Source organism: Actinomyces bowdenii, from assembly GCF_017592395.1.
Lineage (GTDB): Bacteria > Actinomycetota > Actinomycetes > Actinomycetales > Actinomycetaceae > Actinomyces > Actinomyces bowdenii.
Genome location: NZ_JAGFOU010000006.1, coordinates 90,865 through 107,601, shown reverse-complemented (window position 1 = coordinate 107,601; position 16,737 = coordinate 90,865). Strand labels below are relative to the sequence as shown.

The 16,737-nt window shown below is 73.5% G+C and carries 17 protein-coding genes; 9 read left to right on the top strand and 8 right to left on the bottom strand.

What is annotated here, in order from left to right:
• Position 1 precedes the first annotated feature (1 nt).
• The 6 genes from sufU (at position 2) to J5X07_RS04235 (ending at position 4,124) form a co-directional block, all read left to right on the top strand.
• Complete coding sequence (gene sufU / locus J5X07_RS04260; protein WP_124933777.1) at positions 2–475, top strand: Fe-S cluster assembly sulfur transfer protein SufU; 474 nt, start codon at positions 2–4, stop codon at positions 473–475.
• A 111-nt stretch (positions 476–586) separates the two neighbouring features.
• On the top strand, positions 587–937 hold the full coding sequence (locus J5X07_RS04255; RefSeq protein WP_124933831.1) for a metal-sulfur cluster assembly factor: 351 nt from the start codon (positions 587–589) through the stop codon (positions 935–937).
• A 176-nt stretch (positions 938–1,113) separates the two neighbouring features.
• Positions 1,114–1,476 (top strand): adenosylmethionine decarboxylase, encoded by a 363-nt coding sequence (speD, locus tag J5X07_RS04250; RefSeq protein WP_124933778.1) that lies wholly within the window; start codon positions 1,114–1,116, stop codon positions 1,474–1,476.
• Complete coding sequence (locus tag J5X07_RS04245; protein ID WP_208478791.1) at positions 1,473–2,231, top strand: DUF4178 domain-containing protein; 759 nt, start codon at positions 1,473–1,475, stop codon at positions 2,229–2,231. Before speD ends, J5X07_RS04245 begins: the two co-directional genes overlap by 4 nt.
• Positions 2,232–2,256: 25 nt before the next feature.
• On the top strand, positions 2,257–2,508 hold the full coding sequence (locus J5X07_RS04240; RefSeq protein ID WP_185732026.1) for a DUF350 domain-containing protein: 252 nt from the start codon (positions 2,257–2,259) through the stop codon (positions 2,506–2,508).
• Between the two features lie 2 nt (positions 2,509–2,510).
• Positions 2,511–4,124, top strand: a complete 1,614-nt coding sequence (locus J5X07_RS04235) for a polyamine aminopropyltransferase (RefSeq protein WP_208478790.1) — start codon at positions 2,511–2,513, stop codon at positions 4,122–4,124.
• Between the two features lie 66 nt (positions 4,125–4,190).
• On the opposite strand, the gene J5X07_RS04230 is transcribed toward J5X07_RS04235, so the two are convergent.
• From J5X07_RS04230 to ypfJ, 5 genes are all read right to left on the bottom strand, one after another.
• On the bottom strand, positions 4,191–4,694 hold the full coding sequence (locus tag J5X07_RS04230) for a flavodoxin (RefSeq protein ID WP_208478789.1): 504 nt from the start codon (positions 4,692–4,694) through the stop codon (positions 4,191–4,193).
• A 143-nt stretch (positions 4,695–4,837) separates the two neighbouring features.
• Positions 4,838–6,439 carry a hypothetical protein gene (locus tag J5X07_RS04225; protein WP_208478788.1) on the bottom strand — a complete coding sequence of 534 codons (1,602 nt, stop codon included), beginning with the start codon at positions 6,437–6,439 and terminating at the stop codon, positions 4,838–4,840.
• 233 nt (positions 6,440–6,672) lie between these two features.
• Positions 6,673–7,689, bottom strand: coding sequence for an ABC transporter ATP-binding protein (locus J5X07_RS04220; protein ID WP_208478787.1), 1,017 nt, complete (start codon positions 7,687–7,689; stop codon positions 6,673–6,675).
• 105 nt (positions 7,690–7,794) lie between these two features.
• Complete coding sequence (locus tag J5X07_RS04215) at positions 7,795–8,667, bottom strand: MerR family transcriptional regulator (protein ID WP_208478786.1); 873 nt, start codon at positions 8,665–8,667, stop codon at positions 7,795–7,797.
• Positions 8,668–8,863: 196 nt separating this feature from the next.
• Positions 8,864–9,769, bottom strand: a complete 906-nt coding sequence (gene ypfJ, locus J5X07_RS04210; RefSeq protein ID WP_208478785.1) for a KPN_02809 family neutral zinc metallopeptidase — start codon at positions 9,767–9,769, stop codon at positions 8,864–8,866.
• Between the two features lie 83 nt (positions 9,770–9,852).
• Between ypfJ and J5X07_RS04205 the strand changes: the two genes are divergently transcribed.
• Positions 9,853–10,899 (top strand): quinone-dependent dihydroorotate dehydrogenase, encoded by a 1,047-nt coding sequence (locus tag J5X07_RS04205; protein ID WP_208478784.1) that lies wholly within the window; start codon positions 9,853–9,855, stop codon positions 10,897–10,899.
• Positions 10,900–11,018: 119 nt separating this feature from the next.
• Here J5X07_RS04205 and J5X07_RS04200 read toward each other — a convergent pair whose 3' ends face one another.
• Together J5X07_RS04200 and J5X07_RS04195 are read right to left on the bottom strand one after the other, a co-directional pair.
• Entirely contained in the window at positions 11,019–12,026 is a 1,008-nt protein-coding gene (locus J5X07_RS04200) for an aldo/keto reductase family protein (RefSeq protein WP_208478783.1), read from the bottom strand.
• Between the two features lie 157 nt (positions 12,027–12,183).
• Positions 12,184–12,783 carry a DUF3043 domain-containing protein gene (locus J5X07_RS04195; RefSeq protein WP_208478782.1) on the bottom strand — a complete coding sequence of 200 codons (600 nt, stop codon included), beginning with the start codon at positions 12,781–12,783 and terminating at the stop codon, positions 12,184–12,186.
• A 41-nt stretch (positions 12,784–12,824) separates the two neighbouring features.
• Between J5X07_RS04195 and J5X07_RS04190 the strand changes: the two genes are divergently transcribed.
• Together J5X07_RS04190 and J5X07_RS04185 are read left to right on the top strand one after the other, a co-directional pair.
• Complete coding sequence (locus tag J5X07_RS04190; protein ID WP_124933790.1) at positions 12,825–14,210, top strand: M20/M25/M40 family metallo-hydrolase; 1,386 nt, start codon at positions 12,825–12,827, stop codon at positions 14,208–14,210.
• A gap of 106 nt (positions 14,211–14,316) precedes the next feature.
• Positions 14,317–15,579 (top strand): glycerate kinase, encoded by a 1,263-nt coding sequence (locus J5X07_RS04185; RefSeq protein ID WP_243896441.1) that lies wholly within the window; start codon positions 14,317–14,319, stop codon positions 15,577–15,579.
• 96 nt (positions 15,580–15,675) lie between these two features.
• On the opposite strand, the gene J5X07_RS04180 is transcribed toward J5X07_RS04185, so the two are convergent.
• Positions 15,676–16,695, bottom strand: coding sequence for a LacI family DNA-binding transcriptional regulator (locus J5X07_RS04180; protein ID WP_124933792.1), 1,020 nt, complete (start codon positions 16,693–16,695; stop codon positions 15,676–15,678).
• Positions 16,696–16,737 lie beyond the last annotated feature (42 nt).

Here is a 16,737-nt window from a genome sequence, read left to right as displayed (position 1 = left end):
CATGAACGAGCTCGATCAGCTCTACCAGCAGGTCATCCTCGACCACTCCCGGGAGCGCCACGGCTGCGGCGCCCTGGAGGCCCCCGATGCCACCAGCCACCAGGTCAACCCCACCTGCGGGGACGAGGTGACCCTGGGGGTCAGCGTCCGCGACGGGCGGATCGTGGCCGTGGGCTGGCAGGGGGAGGGCTGCTCCATCTCCCAGGCCTCCATCTCCGTCATGCACGACCTCATCACCGGCGCCGACCTGGCCACCGTGGCCCGCCTGGAGGCGGAGTTCAACGAGCTCATGCACTCGCGCGGCCGGGGGGTGGACGAGGCGATCCTCGACGATCTCGAGGACGCCGCCGCCTTCGAGGGGACCTCGAAGTACCCCAACCGCGTCAAGTGCGCCCTGCTGGGCTGGATGGCGCTCAAGGACGCCCTGGCCAAGTCCGGCACCGCCCTGCCCGCCGTCGAGCCCTCCGGCTCCTGACGCACCGTACCGCCCCAAGGAGAAGACATGAACGAGCACACCCCGGGCGCAGGCCCTGCCAGTACCTCGGCCCCCTCGGCCCCTGCGCCCCCCGAGGCGGCGGCCAACCCCATGGCGGCCCAGCACCTGCCCGCCGGTGCGGCGGCCGGCGGCCAGGTGGATGTGGCGGCGGTCGAGGAGGCCCTGCGCGACGTCATCGACCCCGAGCTGGGCATCAACGTGGTGGACCTGGGCCTGCTCTACGGGGTGTCCATCGAGCCCGAGGGCACCGTGGTGCTGGATATGACCCTGACCACGGCCGCCTGCCCGCTGACCGACGTCATCGAGGAGCAGGCCCAGCAGGCCCTGGTGGGCCTGGCCGACCAGGTGCGCATCCAGTGGGTGTGGCTGCCGCCGTGGGGCCCTGACAAGATCACCCCCGAGGGCCGCGAGCAGCTGCGCGCCCTGGGCTTCAACGTCTGAGCGCTCCAGCGGCTCATCCGGGCCCGTCCCGGCCCGATCCGGCCCCCGGTGACGGCTGGCCGCGCACTGCGGCTGCAGTATCGCCCTTCTGGACGCGGATCAGCCCCCTGGGAGGGGGCGAATCCGCGTCCAGAAGGGCGAATGCGCCGGTGCCAGGGGGTGCTACTGTTCGACGCATGCGCGCCGGGATCTGCTCCGTGACCTACGGGTTCCATGGCGCCCAGCACGACCGGCTCAACGATCCCGGCCTGGTCCACGCGGCGCTGGTCGAGGCGGCCGCATCGGCGGGCCTGACGGCGGTGGCCTCCACCCACCACGCCTTCGAGCCCCAGGGGCTCAGCGCCGTCGTCCTGCTCTCGGAGTCCCACATCGCCGCCCACACCTGGCCCGAGACCGGCCGGGCCTACGTGACCCTCACCAGCTGCAAGGCCATGAGCCGGCGGGCCATCGAGGCCCTGGGCGAGCAGCTGGCCGCCCGCCTGGGCGCCTCGGGGGTGGAGAGCCGGGCGGTGTCGCTGAGCGAGGAGGGGCCGCGATGACCGCTCCCAGGGCCAGGCTGAGGATCGGCGCCGTCCTGGATGGCCAGGACGGGACCCTGGCCGTCGTGAGCTGCCTGATGCTCAGGGAGCGCGACCGCGAGGACGGGTGCTTCTACTCCTGGGAGGAGTGGCTGCTCTCGGGGGCCGGCGCCCAGGACGTGTGGCTGGAGGTCGATCATGACACCGGCGAGGTCTTCCTCTACGAGCCCATGCCCTTCACCGAGCCGATCAATGCGCGCTACCTGGCCGTGGGGCAGATCCTGACCGTCACCAGCGGTGGCGTCGTCTACGCCGCCAGGGTCACCCAGGTGGGGGTCGGCGAGCTCCGGGAGATCATGGGCACCGCGGATATGCGCATCCAGCGGGGCGAGCGCCTGGGCTACGCCGAGCTGGAGCTGACCGACGCCCAGGGCGCGATCACCCGCGCGACCATCGACTCCCACCACCTGCGCGACGCCGTGTCCTACCGCAAGATCCCCCTGCCGGCCTCCGAGCAGCGCCGGCGCTACGGCCGGGTGCTCTACCGGCCCCGGCTGGGGCGCACCGCCTCTCATGACGATCACCCCATCTCCGGGGCGGACTCCTCGGCCGAGTCGGGGCGCAGGGCGGCCCTGTGGCTGCTCGGCGGCATCGGCATCGTCACCGCCATCGCCGTCGTGGCGGCCTGTGACGACGAGCAGGGCGGCAGTGGAAGCGGCAGTGGGGGCTCCTACCGCCCCGTCCACGGCGGTGGGGGCGGCGGCGTCGGCAAATAGCATCGAAGAGGATCAAGGAGACATGATGAAGCTGACCATCCTGGCCCAGCAGGGCGCAGCGGGCTCCGCTCTGGCCTGGCAGCCCCTGCTCAGCACCGTGGCCTACGCGGTGCTGGGCGTGGCGCTGCTCATCGCCTTCGCCTGGGCCTTCAACCGGATCTTCCGCCTGGACCTCAGGCGCGAGCTCATCGAGGACCAGAACCCGGGCCTGGGGATCGCCTTCGCGGGCGTGGCCATCGCCATCGCCATCATCATCGCGGCAACCATCCTCAGCTGACCGTGGGCACGGCCGCGCCCCCCGCCCGGGCTGGACGGGCATCGCCCCCGCCGGCCGACGGCGCGAGCCGATCGGGTCACGGCCGGCGGGAGAACGCGGCCCTGTTCGCCGCGGCGCTGCTGGTGGCCGTGGGCGGCCTCATCTACGAGCTCATCCTGGGCACGGCGGCCTCCTACCTCATCGGCGACTCGGTGCTCAGCTTCAGCCTGGCCATGGGCATCACCCTGTTCGGGATGGGGATCGGCTCCCTGCTGGTCAACCGCGTCAGGCGCGACCCGGCCGTGGTCTTCGCGGTCAACGAGATCGTCCTGGGCCTGGTGGGCGGCAACTCGGTGCTCGCGCTGTATGCGGCCTTCGGCCTGACCGACATCCACTGGTGGGTCTTCGGGGCGATCAGCCTGACCATCGGGGTGCTCATCGGCGCTGAGATCCCCCTGCTGGTGCGCACCTTCCAGCGCTTCGGCAGGGCCTCCTCGGCGGAGCTGGTCAGCACGGTCCTGGCCCTGGACTACTTCGGGGCACTGGCGGCCTCCCTCATCTTCCCCCTGGTGCTCCTGCCCCAGCTGGGGCTCATGCGCGGGGCCTACCTGGTGGGGGCGCTCAATGTGCTGGTGGCCATGGTGGTGCTCATCCAGGTCGGCACGCCGCGCCGGGTCCTGGTGGCCGGGGTGGCCGCAGCGGTGGCCCTGACCGGCCTGTTCCTGGGGGCCGACCGCCTGGAGCGCAGCATCGACACCCGCACCTATGGGGACCCGGTGGTCTACTACGAGCAGACCGCCTACCAGAGGATCGTCCTGACCCAGTACGGGCAGGATCTGCGCCTCTACCTCAACGGCCAGCTCCAGTTCTCCAGCCTGGATGAGGCCCGCTACCACGAGACCCTCTCAGCCAGCGCGATGACCTCCGTGCAGGACCCCGCCCGGGTGCTTATCCTGGGCGGGGGCGATGGGCTGCTGGCCCGCGAGGTCCTGCGCTACCCGGGCCTGGAGCGCCTCACCCTGGTGGATATCGACCCGCGCATGACGGAGCTGTCGCGCACCAACCGCCTGCTGCGCGAGAGCAACAACGACTCCCTGTCCGATCCCCGGGTCGAGGTGGTCAACCAGGACGCCTTCGCCTTCACCGCCGAGGCCGGGCGGCGCGGGCAGGACGGGCCGGGCCGGCAGGGCTACGACGTGGTCCTCATCGACCTGGTCGACCCCTCCAACGAGCGGCTGGCCAAGCTCTACTCGGTGGAGTTCTACCGCCAGGTGGAGCGGCTGCTGTCCGACGACGGGGTGATGGTGACCCAGGCGACCTCCTCGTTCTTCTCGCCCCGGGCCTTCTCCACGGTGGACAGCACTGTGGCCGCCGCCCAGCCCGGGCGCTCCACCTACCCCTTCAGCATCAATGTGCCCTCCTTCGGGGAGTGGGGCTTCGTGCTGTCCACCCGCCGGCCCGATCTGCTGCTGACCGGCCCCCTGCCGCAGGGGCTGGTCCACCAGGACCGGGAGCTGCTGCGCTTCATCATGCTCGACCACCCGGTGGGCACCACGCCCATGCCGCCCTCCACCCTCCTGCGCCCCCGGATCGTCGAGGTCTACAACGACGATATGCGCCAGTGGCGCTACACCTAGCCGTCCCGCCTGCAATCCTCCCCTTCTAGACGCGGATCGTCCCGGTGAAGGGGTGTCCATCCGCGTCTAGGAGGGTGAAACCGCGGAGGCGATGGAGCGCCCCCAGGCGCGCGCCTCCTGCTCCTGTCCGGCCACCGGCCCCTGGGAGTCGACCAGGAAGCTGCGGGTGGCGGCATGAACCGGCGGCCGCCTCCTGGCCAGTGCCTTGGAGATCTGCTTGGCGGCCGAGCCGTTGACCCACCCCCGGCCGGTGACCGTATCGACGGCCATGACCCTGGTCCCCGGTGGAATGCCGGCCTCCTCCAGCCATTCCCTGATGCCGCTGTCCACGGCGCCGCCGCCCCTGCTCATGGCCCGACGGCGCGAGGCCGGGGTGGGCAGTCCCCGGTTGTGGGTGGGGGCGGCCAGGATGAGGAGGCCGGTATCGCCGTCCACCCGGTGCGGCGCCTCGCCGGCGGGCACCAGCCCGGCCCTGATGCCGCCCTCGCGCAGTCCCAGGGCCACCTGCTCCGCCAGTGCCCGGGTGCCTCCGAAGCAGGATTCCACGATGATCAACGCTGTCGTGCTCATGATCCGATCCTCAGGTGTGACGTCGCGTCGCACGCAATCCCCATTGAGGGCAGGGCCCTGGTCCGAGCGGGCCCGGCTCAGGCAAGGACTCCGGCTCAGCCGCAGCACTGGCGATCCTCCCCGCAGGATGCAGGCGCCCCCCCCTATCGAGGAGCGGATCTGCCTCCGAAGCGGCGACGCTGCGAGGATGAGGCGATATCTCGGCGCTCGGCCCCCAGGGCTCCCACCGCCAGGCCCACGACGGCGATGGCCACCAGCCACAGGCAGCCCCGCTCGCCGGCCTGGGCGAAAGGCGCCGCGTCCCTGACCTCCTGCGGCAGGCCCATGACCCCGCCCAACTGGGTGATGCCAAGGCCCATGAGCACCGGCAGCCAGGCCAGCCCCCGCCACTGCTGCGCCCACCCGCATAGGGCCGCGCCCAGGCCCGCGGCCGCTGCCGCAGCCGGCCACTGCCCGCCCACCAGGCGCAGGGCGTCCCCGGCATCGGTTCCCAGGGCCGAGCCGCCCACCGCCCCTGCCGCCAGGGAGCCCGCCGCCAGGCAGGCCCCAGCGCCCAGGCAGGCGGCGATCCACCACGCCATCAGCAGTCGGCTGGGACGGGTGCCGGTGGAGCACGCCGACTCCAGGCGCCCGGCCTGCTCGTCTCCGCCGTACCGGCGCACCAGGCTCACCGCCTGGGATGAGGCCAGGGCCCCGGTGAGCGCCCCGATATAGGCCAGGAAGGCCCGGCCGGCGTCCGCGCCGTCCCGCAGTGAGCCGAGGTGGCCGTGACCGGAGTAGCCGCCTTCCCGGGCCAGATCCACCACCCCCTCTCCCATGGACACCAGGAGCCCGGTGATGACTGCGCTGGTCGCGGCCCACGCCAGGAACTGGCCGGCGGCCAGCTCCAGGGCCAGGCCCACCGGCCCGGCCACGCGCAGCCTGCGCCCCGCCCAGGGCCGGGCAAGGCGCAGCGCCCCCAGGCCCAGGTCCCGCCGGCCGGCCACCGCCGCCGCCATGGCCAGCAGAACCGCGCAGGCGCTGGCCGCCCACAGGCAGGGGGTCCAGTCGTTGTCACCACCGGGGTCCATCGCGGCGCGCAGGCGGAAGGGGGAGGCCCACCCCGCCCAGTGCCAGTCCTCGGCGGCATCCAGCCCGCAGCCGATGAAGGCCAGGCCCATGATTAGCAAGGCCAGGCCTCGCGCTCCAGCGGCGTCCTGGACCAGTTGGGCCACCAGCAGGGTCAGGCAGGTCAGAGCCAGGCAGGTCCCCGCGACCGCACCCCCATAGGCGACGGCGTCGGCGCCACCGGTCCCATCGAGCGCCAGCAGGCCCACTCCCGTGCCCGCTCCCACGAGCAGGCACTCCAGGCCCAGCGCCACGGCCTGACCGGCCAGGCGCATGCCGGGCCCCGCTCCCGCGGCGTGGAGCAGCTCGGCACGCCCCAGGTCCTCATCCCCCCGGGAGCGGGCCGCCGCGCGCAGGCTCATGACGATACCCAGCACGAGGCAGGTCAGGGCCCCCAGCTCCCATGCGGCGAACTGGACCAGGCCGGCGGACTCGGGCAGGGAGCCGTAGAGCAGGCGCGAGGTCTGGGAGCCCTGGGCCGAGGCCACGGCCACCGCCAGATCCTGCGGTGTGCGGAAGGTGTCGCCATAGGACGGGCAGAGCAGCGCCGTCAGCGCAGCCGTGACCACTGGCAGCACGATCAGCCACGCCCGCTCCTGGAGCACCGAGAGCCGGGCGGCGCGCAGGCCGGTCGCCACGAGACGGGCCGGCCTGCGCGCCGTACCGCGCCTCCCAGTGCCCGGCGCTGCATCCGGCGCCGTGCCGGATGCCGCCTCCCGGGCCATCGCCGACATCGGCGCGGACCTGGTGGCCGGGGCCGCAGCCGCCCGGGGCGGGGCGGGAGCCTGTGCCGCCCAGGGCCGCCAGGCGGGAGGCCGGATCGGTGGGCAATCCGGCGATGCGGTGGGCCGCACGGTGCGAGAGGAGGTGCTCATCGCGCCGCCGCCTCGTAGTGCTCCAGGAAGACCTCATCGAGGGAGACCGGGGCGCAGGTCAGCTCCCGAGCCCCCGCCTTGATGAGCGCGCCCAGGACCGCTGGAACCTGATCGGCGGGCACCGAGGCGGCGAAGCGGCCCTGCGCATCAGGCCGGGGCAGGGCCCGCACCCCCGCGACCCCCATCCCCCCACCGGTTCCCCCGCCCCTGGGGCCGCCCCGCCCGCCAGAGCGGCGCAGACGGGGCAGGCGCCCGCAGGCCCCGGCCCGCCCCCGGGCCAGGACCGTGCCCGGCGGCAGCAGGCAGGTCAGGCGCGAGGCCCGCAGGTGGCGCAGCTCCGACATCGGCCCGGACTCCACGGCCCGGCCGTCCTTGATGATCGTCACCGCATCGCAGAGGCGGTCCACCTCGGCCATGATGTGGCTGGACATGAGCACCGTGCGGCCCTCATCGGCCGCCTGGCGCACACAGCGCATGAACACCCCCGACTGGAGCGGGTCCAGGCCACTGGTGGGCTCATCGAGGATGAGCAGCTCGCAGGGGGCGGCCAGGGCCGCCACCAGCATCACCTTCTGCCGGTTGCCCTTGGAGTAGGAGCGCACCGGCTTGGAGGGATCCAGGCTGAAGGCCTCCACCAGCTCCTCCTCGCGCCGCCGATCCCGCCTGCCGCGCAGCCCGGCCAGCGCATCAAGCGTCTGGGCCCCGGTCAGCCCCGGCCACAGGGCCACATCCCCGGGCACATAGGCCGTGGCCCGGGTGATCGCCCCAGCATCATGGCGCGGATCCATGCCCAGGACCCGCACGGCCCCGGCATCACGGCGGTACATGCCCAGCAGCACCCGGATCGTCGTGGACTTGCCGGCCCCATTGGGCCCCAGGAAGCCGTGGACCTGCCCGGCGGTCACGCTCAGGTCGAGCCCATCGAGGGCCCGCAGCGGCCCGAAGGCCTTGACCAGGCCTGCGACGTCAATGGCGGGGCAGGGGCGCGAGGGCAAGCGGGTCGAGATGCTCATGAATCCACTCTCAGGTGTGACGCCGCGTCACACGCAAGCCCGACGGCGCGCACGGCCTGCCGGGGAATCATCGCTCGCAGAAGACCGCAGGGAGCCGGGGAGGCCCTAGTCGGCCCCGCCCCAGCGCTCAATGGCCTCCAGGAGACCCCGCTCCATCGCCGCGCCCATGCGCGCATCGAAGGGCTCGAGCCGCGAGGCCAGGCGGAAGAAGGCGCGCACCGCCTCCCTGTCCACGCTCCGGGCCAGGGCCCTGGCGCGCTGAGGCCCCAGCATCGACTCCAGGCGCGCGACATTGGCGCCCACCCGCTCCTCGATCTGCTCCTCGGACAGCGCTGAGGCGTCCTGCCCGTAGGCCTTGAGAATATCCGCCTCGTCCTGGGGCCGGGGGGCGAGGAACAGCGCCTCGGCCTCGGGCGGCATCTGCCCCCGGTAGCAGGCCAGCTCGACGACATCGCGCTCGCGGCGCACCGCGGCGCGGGTGCGCTCATCGGGGGCTGCGGCCTCCAACCGGTCGAAGAAGGCCGCCATGCGCGGCGTCATGGGGCAGACCGCCAGGCCCTCGCGGGCGCGCTCCAACAGGGACAGGAGCATGTCGCGCTGACGGGCCGCCTCGGCCAGGCTCCGCTCCACGGCCTCCAGGGCCCCGGTCAGGTCCGCAGCCACCCGCCTTGCGGCGTCGTGGTCGCTGCCGGCGCCGCCTCCTGCACTGCCTGCGTCGCTGCCGGGAGCGGCTGCGGCCCGCTCGGCGCGCCCGGTGATGGGCGCTGGAGCCTCGTCGTCGAGGATGCGGCCGATGGACTCCAGTGGCACCCCTGCCTGGACGAGCCAGCGGATGCGCGAGAGCCGAGCCACGTGGCCCAGCCCGTAATCCCGCCAGCCTCCGCGCTGCGGGGGCACCGGCAGCAGCCCCAGGGAGTGGTAGTAGCGCACGGTGCGCACCGTCGTCCCGGTCAGCTCGGCGATCTCCGCAACACGCACGCGCCCAGTGTGGCACGCGCTCGCACCTCCAGGAGGGCCGGTGGCCGCGGTGCGCGCCGGGAGCGCCGGGCTCTGGCCGCACTTCTGCCCCTCTAGACGCAGATCGGCACCCTGCAAGCGGGCGAAACCGCGTCCAGAAGGATGAAGCCGCGTCCAGAAGGGCGAAACCGCGGGCGGGCCGGCCAGGGCGGGCCGCTCAGAGCTGGCCGGCGGGCACGGCGAAGGTGTCGCAGGCATGGAGCGATCCCTGCTCCATGCCGGTGGTGAACCAGCGCACCCGCTGCTCGGAGGAGCCGTGCGTCCAGGAGTCGGCGTTGACCCGGCCCGCATGCCGCTCCTGGATGTGGTCGTCGCCCACCGCCTCGGCGGCGTTGATCGCCCCGGTGATCTCCTCGGCGGTGGGGCGGGCCAGGAAGGGCTGGCCGGTCTCCGGATCGGGGGTGGTCGAGGCGTAGTAGACCCACATGCCCGCATAGCAGTCGGCCTGGAGCTCCAGGCGCACCGAGTCGGAGTTCGCGCCCGTGCCCGAGCGGTCCGCCGCCGCCATGGCGCCGGTGAGGTGCTGGATGTGGTGGCCGAACTCGTGGGCCACGATGTACTCCTGGCCCAGGGGCGTGTCCTTGGCCCCCAGGGTGCGCTCCATGTCGGAGAAGAAGGTCATGTCCAGGTACACGCTCTCATCGCCCGAGCAGTAGAAGGGCCCCACCGAGCTGGAGGCCGTCCCGCAGGCCGAGCTGACCTGGGAGCCGTCCCACAGCACGAAGTCGGGGCGCCGGTAGCCCGGTCCGCCCTGGGCGGGCAGCTGGCCCTCCCACACCGCGTCCAGGGACTCGGCGGTGGCGATCATGCGGCACTGGGTGTAGTCGTTGGCCGCCTGGCCATCGGTGCACATGGAGGTGTCGATGGTCGAGGAGGTGGACTGGCCCGCCGGGGCCTGCTGGGCCCCCACCAGCCCGGAGAGGTCCACGCCGGTGAGCTGGGAGATGAGGACCACGGCGATGACGGTCAGGATCGAGCCGCCGCCGATGGCCACCCCACGCCCACCGCCGGAGCGTGTGGAGACGCGGTTGGGGTCGAGCTGGATATCGCGGTTGAAGGACATGTGCACCTCATCGGGACGAGTGGTCGGCCTCCAGCCTAGCCCGCCTGCCTGTGAGCGCCCAGGAGGCTGGGTACCCTGGAGCAGTGCTCTACGACCTGCTGTACAAGACCGTCCTGACCCGCATCGATCCCGAGCTCACCCACGACGTGTGCCTGGGGGCCATCAGGGCCACCAGCAGGGTCCCGATCGTGCGCGACGTCGTGCGCCAGATGTGGGGCCGCCGCCCTGCCTTCGCCGTGCCCAGCGCGGGCCAGGGCGGTCCCCTGGCCAGGCCGGTGCCCGGCATCATGGGCCTGGCCGCGGGCATGGACAAGGAGGGGGAGGCCGTCGAGGGCCTGGACATGCTCGGCTTCGGATTCATCGAGATCGGCACTGTCACCGCCCGCGCCCAGGACGGCAACGAGCGCCCCCGCCTGTGGCGCTACCCGGCCACCCGCGCCATCCGCAACCGCATGGGCTTCAACAACTCCGGGGCCGATGAGGCCGCCCGGCGCCTGTGCGAGCTGCGCTCGACGGTGCGGGGCCGCTCCATCGTCGTGGGCGCCAATATCGGCAAGACCAAGGCCACCGCCCTGGCCGACGCCGTGGAGGACTACCGCTACAGCGCCTCCCGCCTGGCGCGCTGGGTGGACTACCTCGTGGTCAACGTCTCCAGCCCCAACACCCCCGGCCTGCGCAGCCTCCAGAGCGTGGAGGCCCTGCGCCCGATCCTGGCCGCCGTGCGCCAGGCGGCGGATGCCGCGGCCGGGCGCCGCGTTCCCCTCCTGGTCAAGATCGCCCCCGACCTGGCCGATGAGGACATCGACGCCGTCGCCGGCCTCGTGCTCGACATGGGCCTGGACGGAGTGGTGGCCACCAACACCACCATCGAGCACGACCTGGGGGAGGGGGGCCTGTCCGGAGCCCCGCTGCTGCCGCGCGCCCTGGAGGTCGTGCGCCGCCTGCGCCAGCGCCTGGGGGAGGGGCCCACCATCATCGGGGTGGGGGGCATCTCCTCGATCATGGACGCCGAGCTCATGCTCGACGCCGGGGCGGACCTGCTCCAGGCCTACTCCGCCTTCATCTACAACGGGCCCGCCTGGCCCGGGCGCCTCAACCGCGCCCTGGCCACGACCGTGGCGGCCAGGTAGCGCGCCGCCCGCGGCGACCGGCGCGTGAGCCCGCAGCGCCCGGGGGCCACGATCCAGGATCGCTGCCCCCGGGCGGGGTGCGCTCCGGCTGAGCCGGCCCGAGCGGCCGGCGCCGCCTCTCAGGAGGGGCGGGTCTGCGGCGAGACCGTCAGGGCCGGGTCGCGCTCGATGACGCCGTCCAGGGCGGCGTCGATGGCCTCCAGGACCTCGGTGCCCAGCTCCACGCCGGAGGCCTTGACGGTGTCCTCCAGCTGCTCGGGGCGCGAGGCGCCCACGATGGCCGCCGAGACATTCGGGTTCTGCAGCACCCAGGCGATGGCCAGCTGGGGCATGGTCAGGCCCGCCTTCTCGGCCACGGGCCGCAGGGCCTGGACGGCGGTGAGGACCTCATCGCTCATCCAGCGCGAGATCATCTGGCTGCCGCCCTTGGTGTCCGTGGCGCGCGACCCGGCCGGGGGCTCCTGGCCGGGCAGGTACTTGCCCGAGAGCACGCCCTGGGCCATGGGCGACCACACGATCTGCCCCACGCCCAGCTCCTGGCTGGCGGGCACCACCTCGGACTCGATGACCCGCCACAGCGCCGAGTACTGGGGCTGGTTGGACACCAGGGAGAAGCCCATCTGGCGGGCCAGCTCGGCGCCGTCACGGATCTGGTCGGCCGTCCACTCCGATACCCCGATGTAGAGGGCCTTGCCCGCGCGCACGACGTCGGCGAAGGCCTGCATGGTCTCCTCCAGCGGCGTCTCGTAGTCGTAGCGGTGGGCCTGGTAGAGGTCGACGTGGTCCAGGCCCAGGCGCGTCAGGGAGCCGTCGATGCCCTCCATGATGTGCTTGCGCGACAGCCCGACGTCGTTGGGGCCCTTGGGGCCGATGGGCCAGTAGACCTTGGTGAACACCTCCAGGGACTCGCGGCGCTGCCCCGCCAGGGCTCGGCCCAGCACCTCCTCGGCGGCGGTGTTGGCGTAGACGTCCGCGGTGTCGAAGCTGGTGATGCCCAGGTCCAGGGCCTTGTGCACGCAGGCGATGGCGGTGTCCGCCTCGACCTGGGAGCCGTGGGTGAGCCAGTTGCCGTAGGTGATCTCGCTGATCTTCAGTCCGGATGATCCAAGGTATCGGTAAGCGACCATGGCACCAGCCTAGGAGCGCGCCGGCTCGTGGGGAACCTCTGGACGGCGGTCGAACCGCGTGTCCGCACAGTGCGGACACGCGCGGACAGGCACGGGCGCCGGGAGCGCCCGGCCGGCGGGCCCCGGGCCGCGCGAGCGCTCCCGACTCAGCCCTGGGTCAGGAGGGGAACTCCTTGCGCTCCACCAGCGCAGCGGGCCGGCGCCAGCGCCGCAGCTGCATGCAGCGGGCCAGGACGTAGAAGAAGATGGGGCCCTGATCGCGGACCCTGTCCTGCCCGAACCTGGCCCGCAGCAGGCGGCGCAGCCGCAGCCAGCACACCAGCGCATCCCCCATGGCCAGGAAGAACACGCCGTAGACCGCGAGCAGCAGGTAGAGGCCGCTGGGATTGGTCCACCACGAGGAGATCATCATGAGCACGATGAGGACGAGGGTCAGGGGCATGAAGACCTCGCCGACGCAGTAGCGCGCGTCGATGTAGTCGCGGATGTAGCGCTTGATGGGCCCCTTGTCGCGCGGCGGCAGCCAGCGGTCCTCCCCGGTGATCATCGCCTCCTGCTGGCGCTTGAAGGCCTCGTCGCGCGCCGCCCTGGCCTCGCGCTTGGCCGCCTTGCGGTCGGCGGGCACCACGGGTCGCACACGGCGCGCCTGCGCATCCTTGCGCTTGGGCGTGGGGCGGCCCTTGCCCCCGGGCTTGACCGGAGCGGGCTCGGGCTGGGGGCTCGGCGGCTCCGGGCGGTTTCTCTTGAGCAGGCTCACGGGGCACAGGTTAGCGCCCCGGGCGCGATACCCTGAAAATCATGATCACTGCTGATGCCCTTCGCACCACCATCCACGACTCCTTCGAGGACATCGTCTCCGACCTGAGCGGGCTGGTCTCCATCCCCTCGGTCTCGGCCTCCAGCCACGACCAGTCCCATGTGGAGGCCTCCGCCGCGCGCGTCGCCCAGCTGCTGGAGGGGGCCGGCCTGAGCGCCGAGATCCTCAGCGTCGAGGGCCCCGACGGCGTGCCCGGCCGTCCCGCCGTCCTGGCCCACAGGGCCGGCCCGGCGGGCAGCCCCCACGTCCTGCTCTACGCCCACCACGACGTCCAGCCCGTGGGCGATCCCCAGGGCTGGGTCCAGGACGACCCCTTCCGCGCCGAGCGCCGCGGCGATCGGCTCTTCGGCCGGGGCACCGCCGATGACAAGGCCGGGGTCATCACCCACGTCCACGCCCTGCGGGCCCTGGCCGCCCTGGGCGGGGGGCTGCCCTGCTCGGTGACTGTCTTCGTCGAGGGGGAGGAGGAGATCGGCAGCCCCTCCTTCGAGGCCTTCCTCACCGCCCATCGCGACCGCCTGGACGCCGACGTCATCATCGTGGCCGACTCCATGAACTGGAAGGTCGGCGTGCCCGCCCTGACCACCACCCTGCGCGGCGTGGTCCAGGTCGACGCCCGCCTCGATGTGCTCGACCACGCCCTGCACTCGGGCCAGTACGGCGGACCGGTCATGGACGCCGCCACCGCCATCTGCCGCCTGGTGGCCTCCTGCCATGACGAGGCCGGCGATGTGGCCATCCCCGGCCTCATCTCCCGCCCCGAGGCCGAGCCGGGCTTCCCCGACTATCCCGAGGAGGACTTCCGCCAGGACGCGGGGGTGCTCGACGGCGTCGAGCTCACCGGCACCGGTGACCTGACCGCCCGGCTGTGGACCAAGCCCTCCCTGACCCTCATCGGCACCGACATCACCCCCCTGGAGGTGGCCGGCAATGTGCTGGCCCCCTCGGCCACCGCCCGCCTGTCCCTGCGCATCGCCCCCGGGCAGGACCCGGCCCAGGCCCTGGAGGCCCTCACCGCCCACCTGCGGGCCCACACGCCCTTCGGGGCCCGCTTGACCATCACCGGCCGGGAGGCCGGCCCGGCCTTCGACGGGGCCCAGGCCACCGATGCCTCCCGGGCGGCCCTGTGGGCGATGTCCACGGCCTGGCAGGGCGAGGCGGTCAGTGTCGGCCAGGGGGGCTCCATCCCCTTCATCGCCACCCTCAAGGAGGTCTTCCCCCAGGCGCAGGTGCTGGTCACCGGTATCGAGGACCCCGACACCCGCGCCCACAGCGAGGACGAGTCCATGCACCTGGGCGAGCTCGAGCGCATCATCGTGGCCGAGGCCCTGCTCCTGGCCCGCCTGGGCGGCGCGCTGGAGCCGTGAGCGCCCCCGCCTCCGGGCCCCTGGGCGGACCGTCCCCAAGGGCCCGGTCGGGTCCGGCCGTCCCTGACCGCCGTGCGCATCCGGCCGGTGGCGCATGAGGGTCCTCATGGCGCCCGGCCAGATGCGCCCCGAGCCCGCGGGCGTGCCCCTCTACGCCCCGGGCCGGGGCCTGGACGCCCCCCGGGCGGCCGGCGCGCTGGCGCGCGGCTGGGCCGGGGCCAGGCCGCAGGACGACGTCGTCGAGCTGCCCATGGCCGACGGCGCCCCCGGAAGCGCCCACTGCCTGCCCGCCCGGCGCATCCTCGCCCGTGAGGCGCTCCAGGGCCACGGGCCCACCGGGCAGATCCGCGAGATCGACCTGGTGCACCTGAGCGCCGCGGCTCCCCCCGGCGCCGGGGGCGGGCCCGCGCCGGCCCCGACTCGCGCGCGCGACGGCGGCCGTGACGGGATCGGGGGCACCTGGTACCTCGACGCCGCCAGGCTCACCGCCCTGCCCGCCGATCCCGACCAGGCCGCGCAGGAGGCCCGTGAGGGCACGACCGCGGGCCTGGGGCAGGTGGTGGCCCAGGCCCTGGAGCGCCTGGGGCCCGCGGACACCCTGGTGGTGGGCATGGCCCGATCGGCGGTCAACGACGGCGGGCTCGGGCTCCTGACCTCCTTGGCCGATAGCCTGGGCGGACTGGGGGCGGCCCGCGCCCTCATGCGCGAGCGCTCCGTGGGACTGGCCCTGGCCGACCCCATCGCCCTGGGCGGTGTGGCCGGCGCCGGCGCGGGCCTGGTCCACCTGGCCGGCCTCGGGGCCCAGGAGGCCCAGGACCTGGACCGGGCGGCCTGCGCCCAGGGCGCCCGGGTGCTCTCCCTGGCCAGGCAGGCGGGGGGCTCCGGCCCCCTGCTGCTGCCGGTGGTGGGAGGCGCCCCGGCGCGCCTGTCCGTGACCGGCTGGGGCACGGGGGCCGGTGGCGGCGCGGCGCTGGCCCTGCGCGCCCTGGGGGCCTGGGCCAGGCCGGGAGCGCTGGTGATGGCCGGGCTCATCGGCCTTCAGGGCGCCCTGGCGGACCGTGAGGTGGTGCTGAGCGCCTGCGGCGAGGCCTACGACGTGCTGGCCGACTCCCTCGTGGCCGTGGTGGGCGCCAGCGCTGCCGGCCGGGCTCTGCCCGCGATCCTGGTGGCCGGGCGCTGCGCCGTGCCGCGGGGCGAGCTGGCCGCCGCCGGCATCAGCGCGGCCTACGCCGTCGAGCAGATGGCCGGGCGGGGTGCCGGCCGGCGCGATGACCGCCGGGATGCCGGATGGGACGACGGCACCGTGGAGGAGGTCGAGGCCCGGGTCGAGGCCATGGGCGCCAGACTGGCGCGAACCTGGTCGCGCTGAGCCCGCCCTCATCCCATCGAGCCCGCCGCGGACTGCGGCCGGCCCCGGTGGAGCGGGGCCGGCCCTCTGCGGCGGCCACGGCCGTGCCGGCCGGTGCTACTCGCTCCCGGGAGGGGCCACCGCGGTCGAGCTGCGAACGATGAGCTCCGGGGCGAAGAGCATCTCGGCCTCCACCGGCTCCTCCCCGGCGATGGCTCCCAGGATGGTGCTCACGGCCGCCCGGCAGATGGCGGCCACGGGCTGGTGCACCGTGGTCAGGGGAGGGCTGGTCATGGGGATGAGGGGGGAGTCGTCGTAGCCGATGACCGACACGTCGCGGGGCACCTCCAGTCCGGTGCTGCGCACGGCCTGGATGACGCCTAGGGCCATGACATCGGAGCCGCACACGATCCCGGTGCAGCCCTGCTCCACCAGTCGGGTGCCCGCGGTGATGCCGCCCTCATAGGTGTAGAGGTTCTCCATGATGCGCAGGGGCTCATCCGGCAGGGCCTCCCCCATGGCCAGCGCGTAGCCCGAGCGCTTGCGCTGCGCGGGGACCATCCGGGTGGGGCCGATGGCCAGGCCGATGCGGCGGTGGCCCAGCGAGACCAGGTGGTTGACGGCGATGCGGGAGGCGGCGCTGTCATCGGTGGCGAAGCCCGGCACGGTGATGGTGGGGGCGTTGCCGTTGACCGTCACCACGTGGACGCCCTGCTCGCGCAGCCGGTGGTAGCGGGTGACATCCCCCGTGGTGTCCGCGTGCCGCCCCGAGACGAAGATGATGCCCTCCACCCCCCGGTCCACCAGCATCTCGATGTACTCGTCCTCGCTGATGCCCCCGGGTGCCTGGGTGCACAGCAGGGGGGTGTGGCTGGTAGGGGCCAGCAGCTGCTCGATCTCCTGGGCGAAGAGCGGGAAGATCGGGTTGCTCAGCTCGGGCACGATGAGGCCGATGAGCCCGCGGGAGGGCTGGTGGACGGACTCGGGGCGCTCGTAGCCCAGGACATCCAGAGCCGCGAGCACCTGGTGGCGGGTGGAGGCCGCCACATTGGACTTGGCGTTGAGGACCCGCGAGACCGTGGCGGTGGACACTCCTGCCTGCTCGGCGATATCAGCCAGGGTGATGCGCTGGTTCACGGATGGTCCTTCCAATGGGCGCCTTGTGCGGTGGTTCGACGG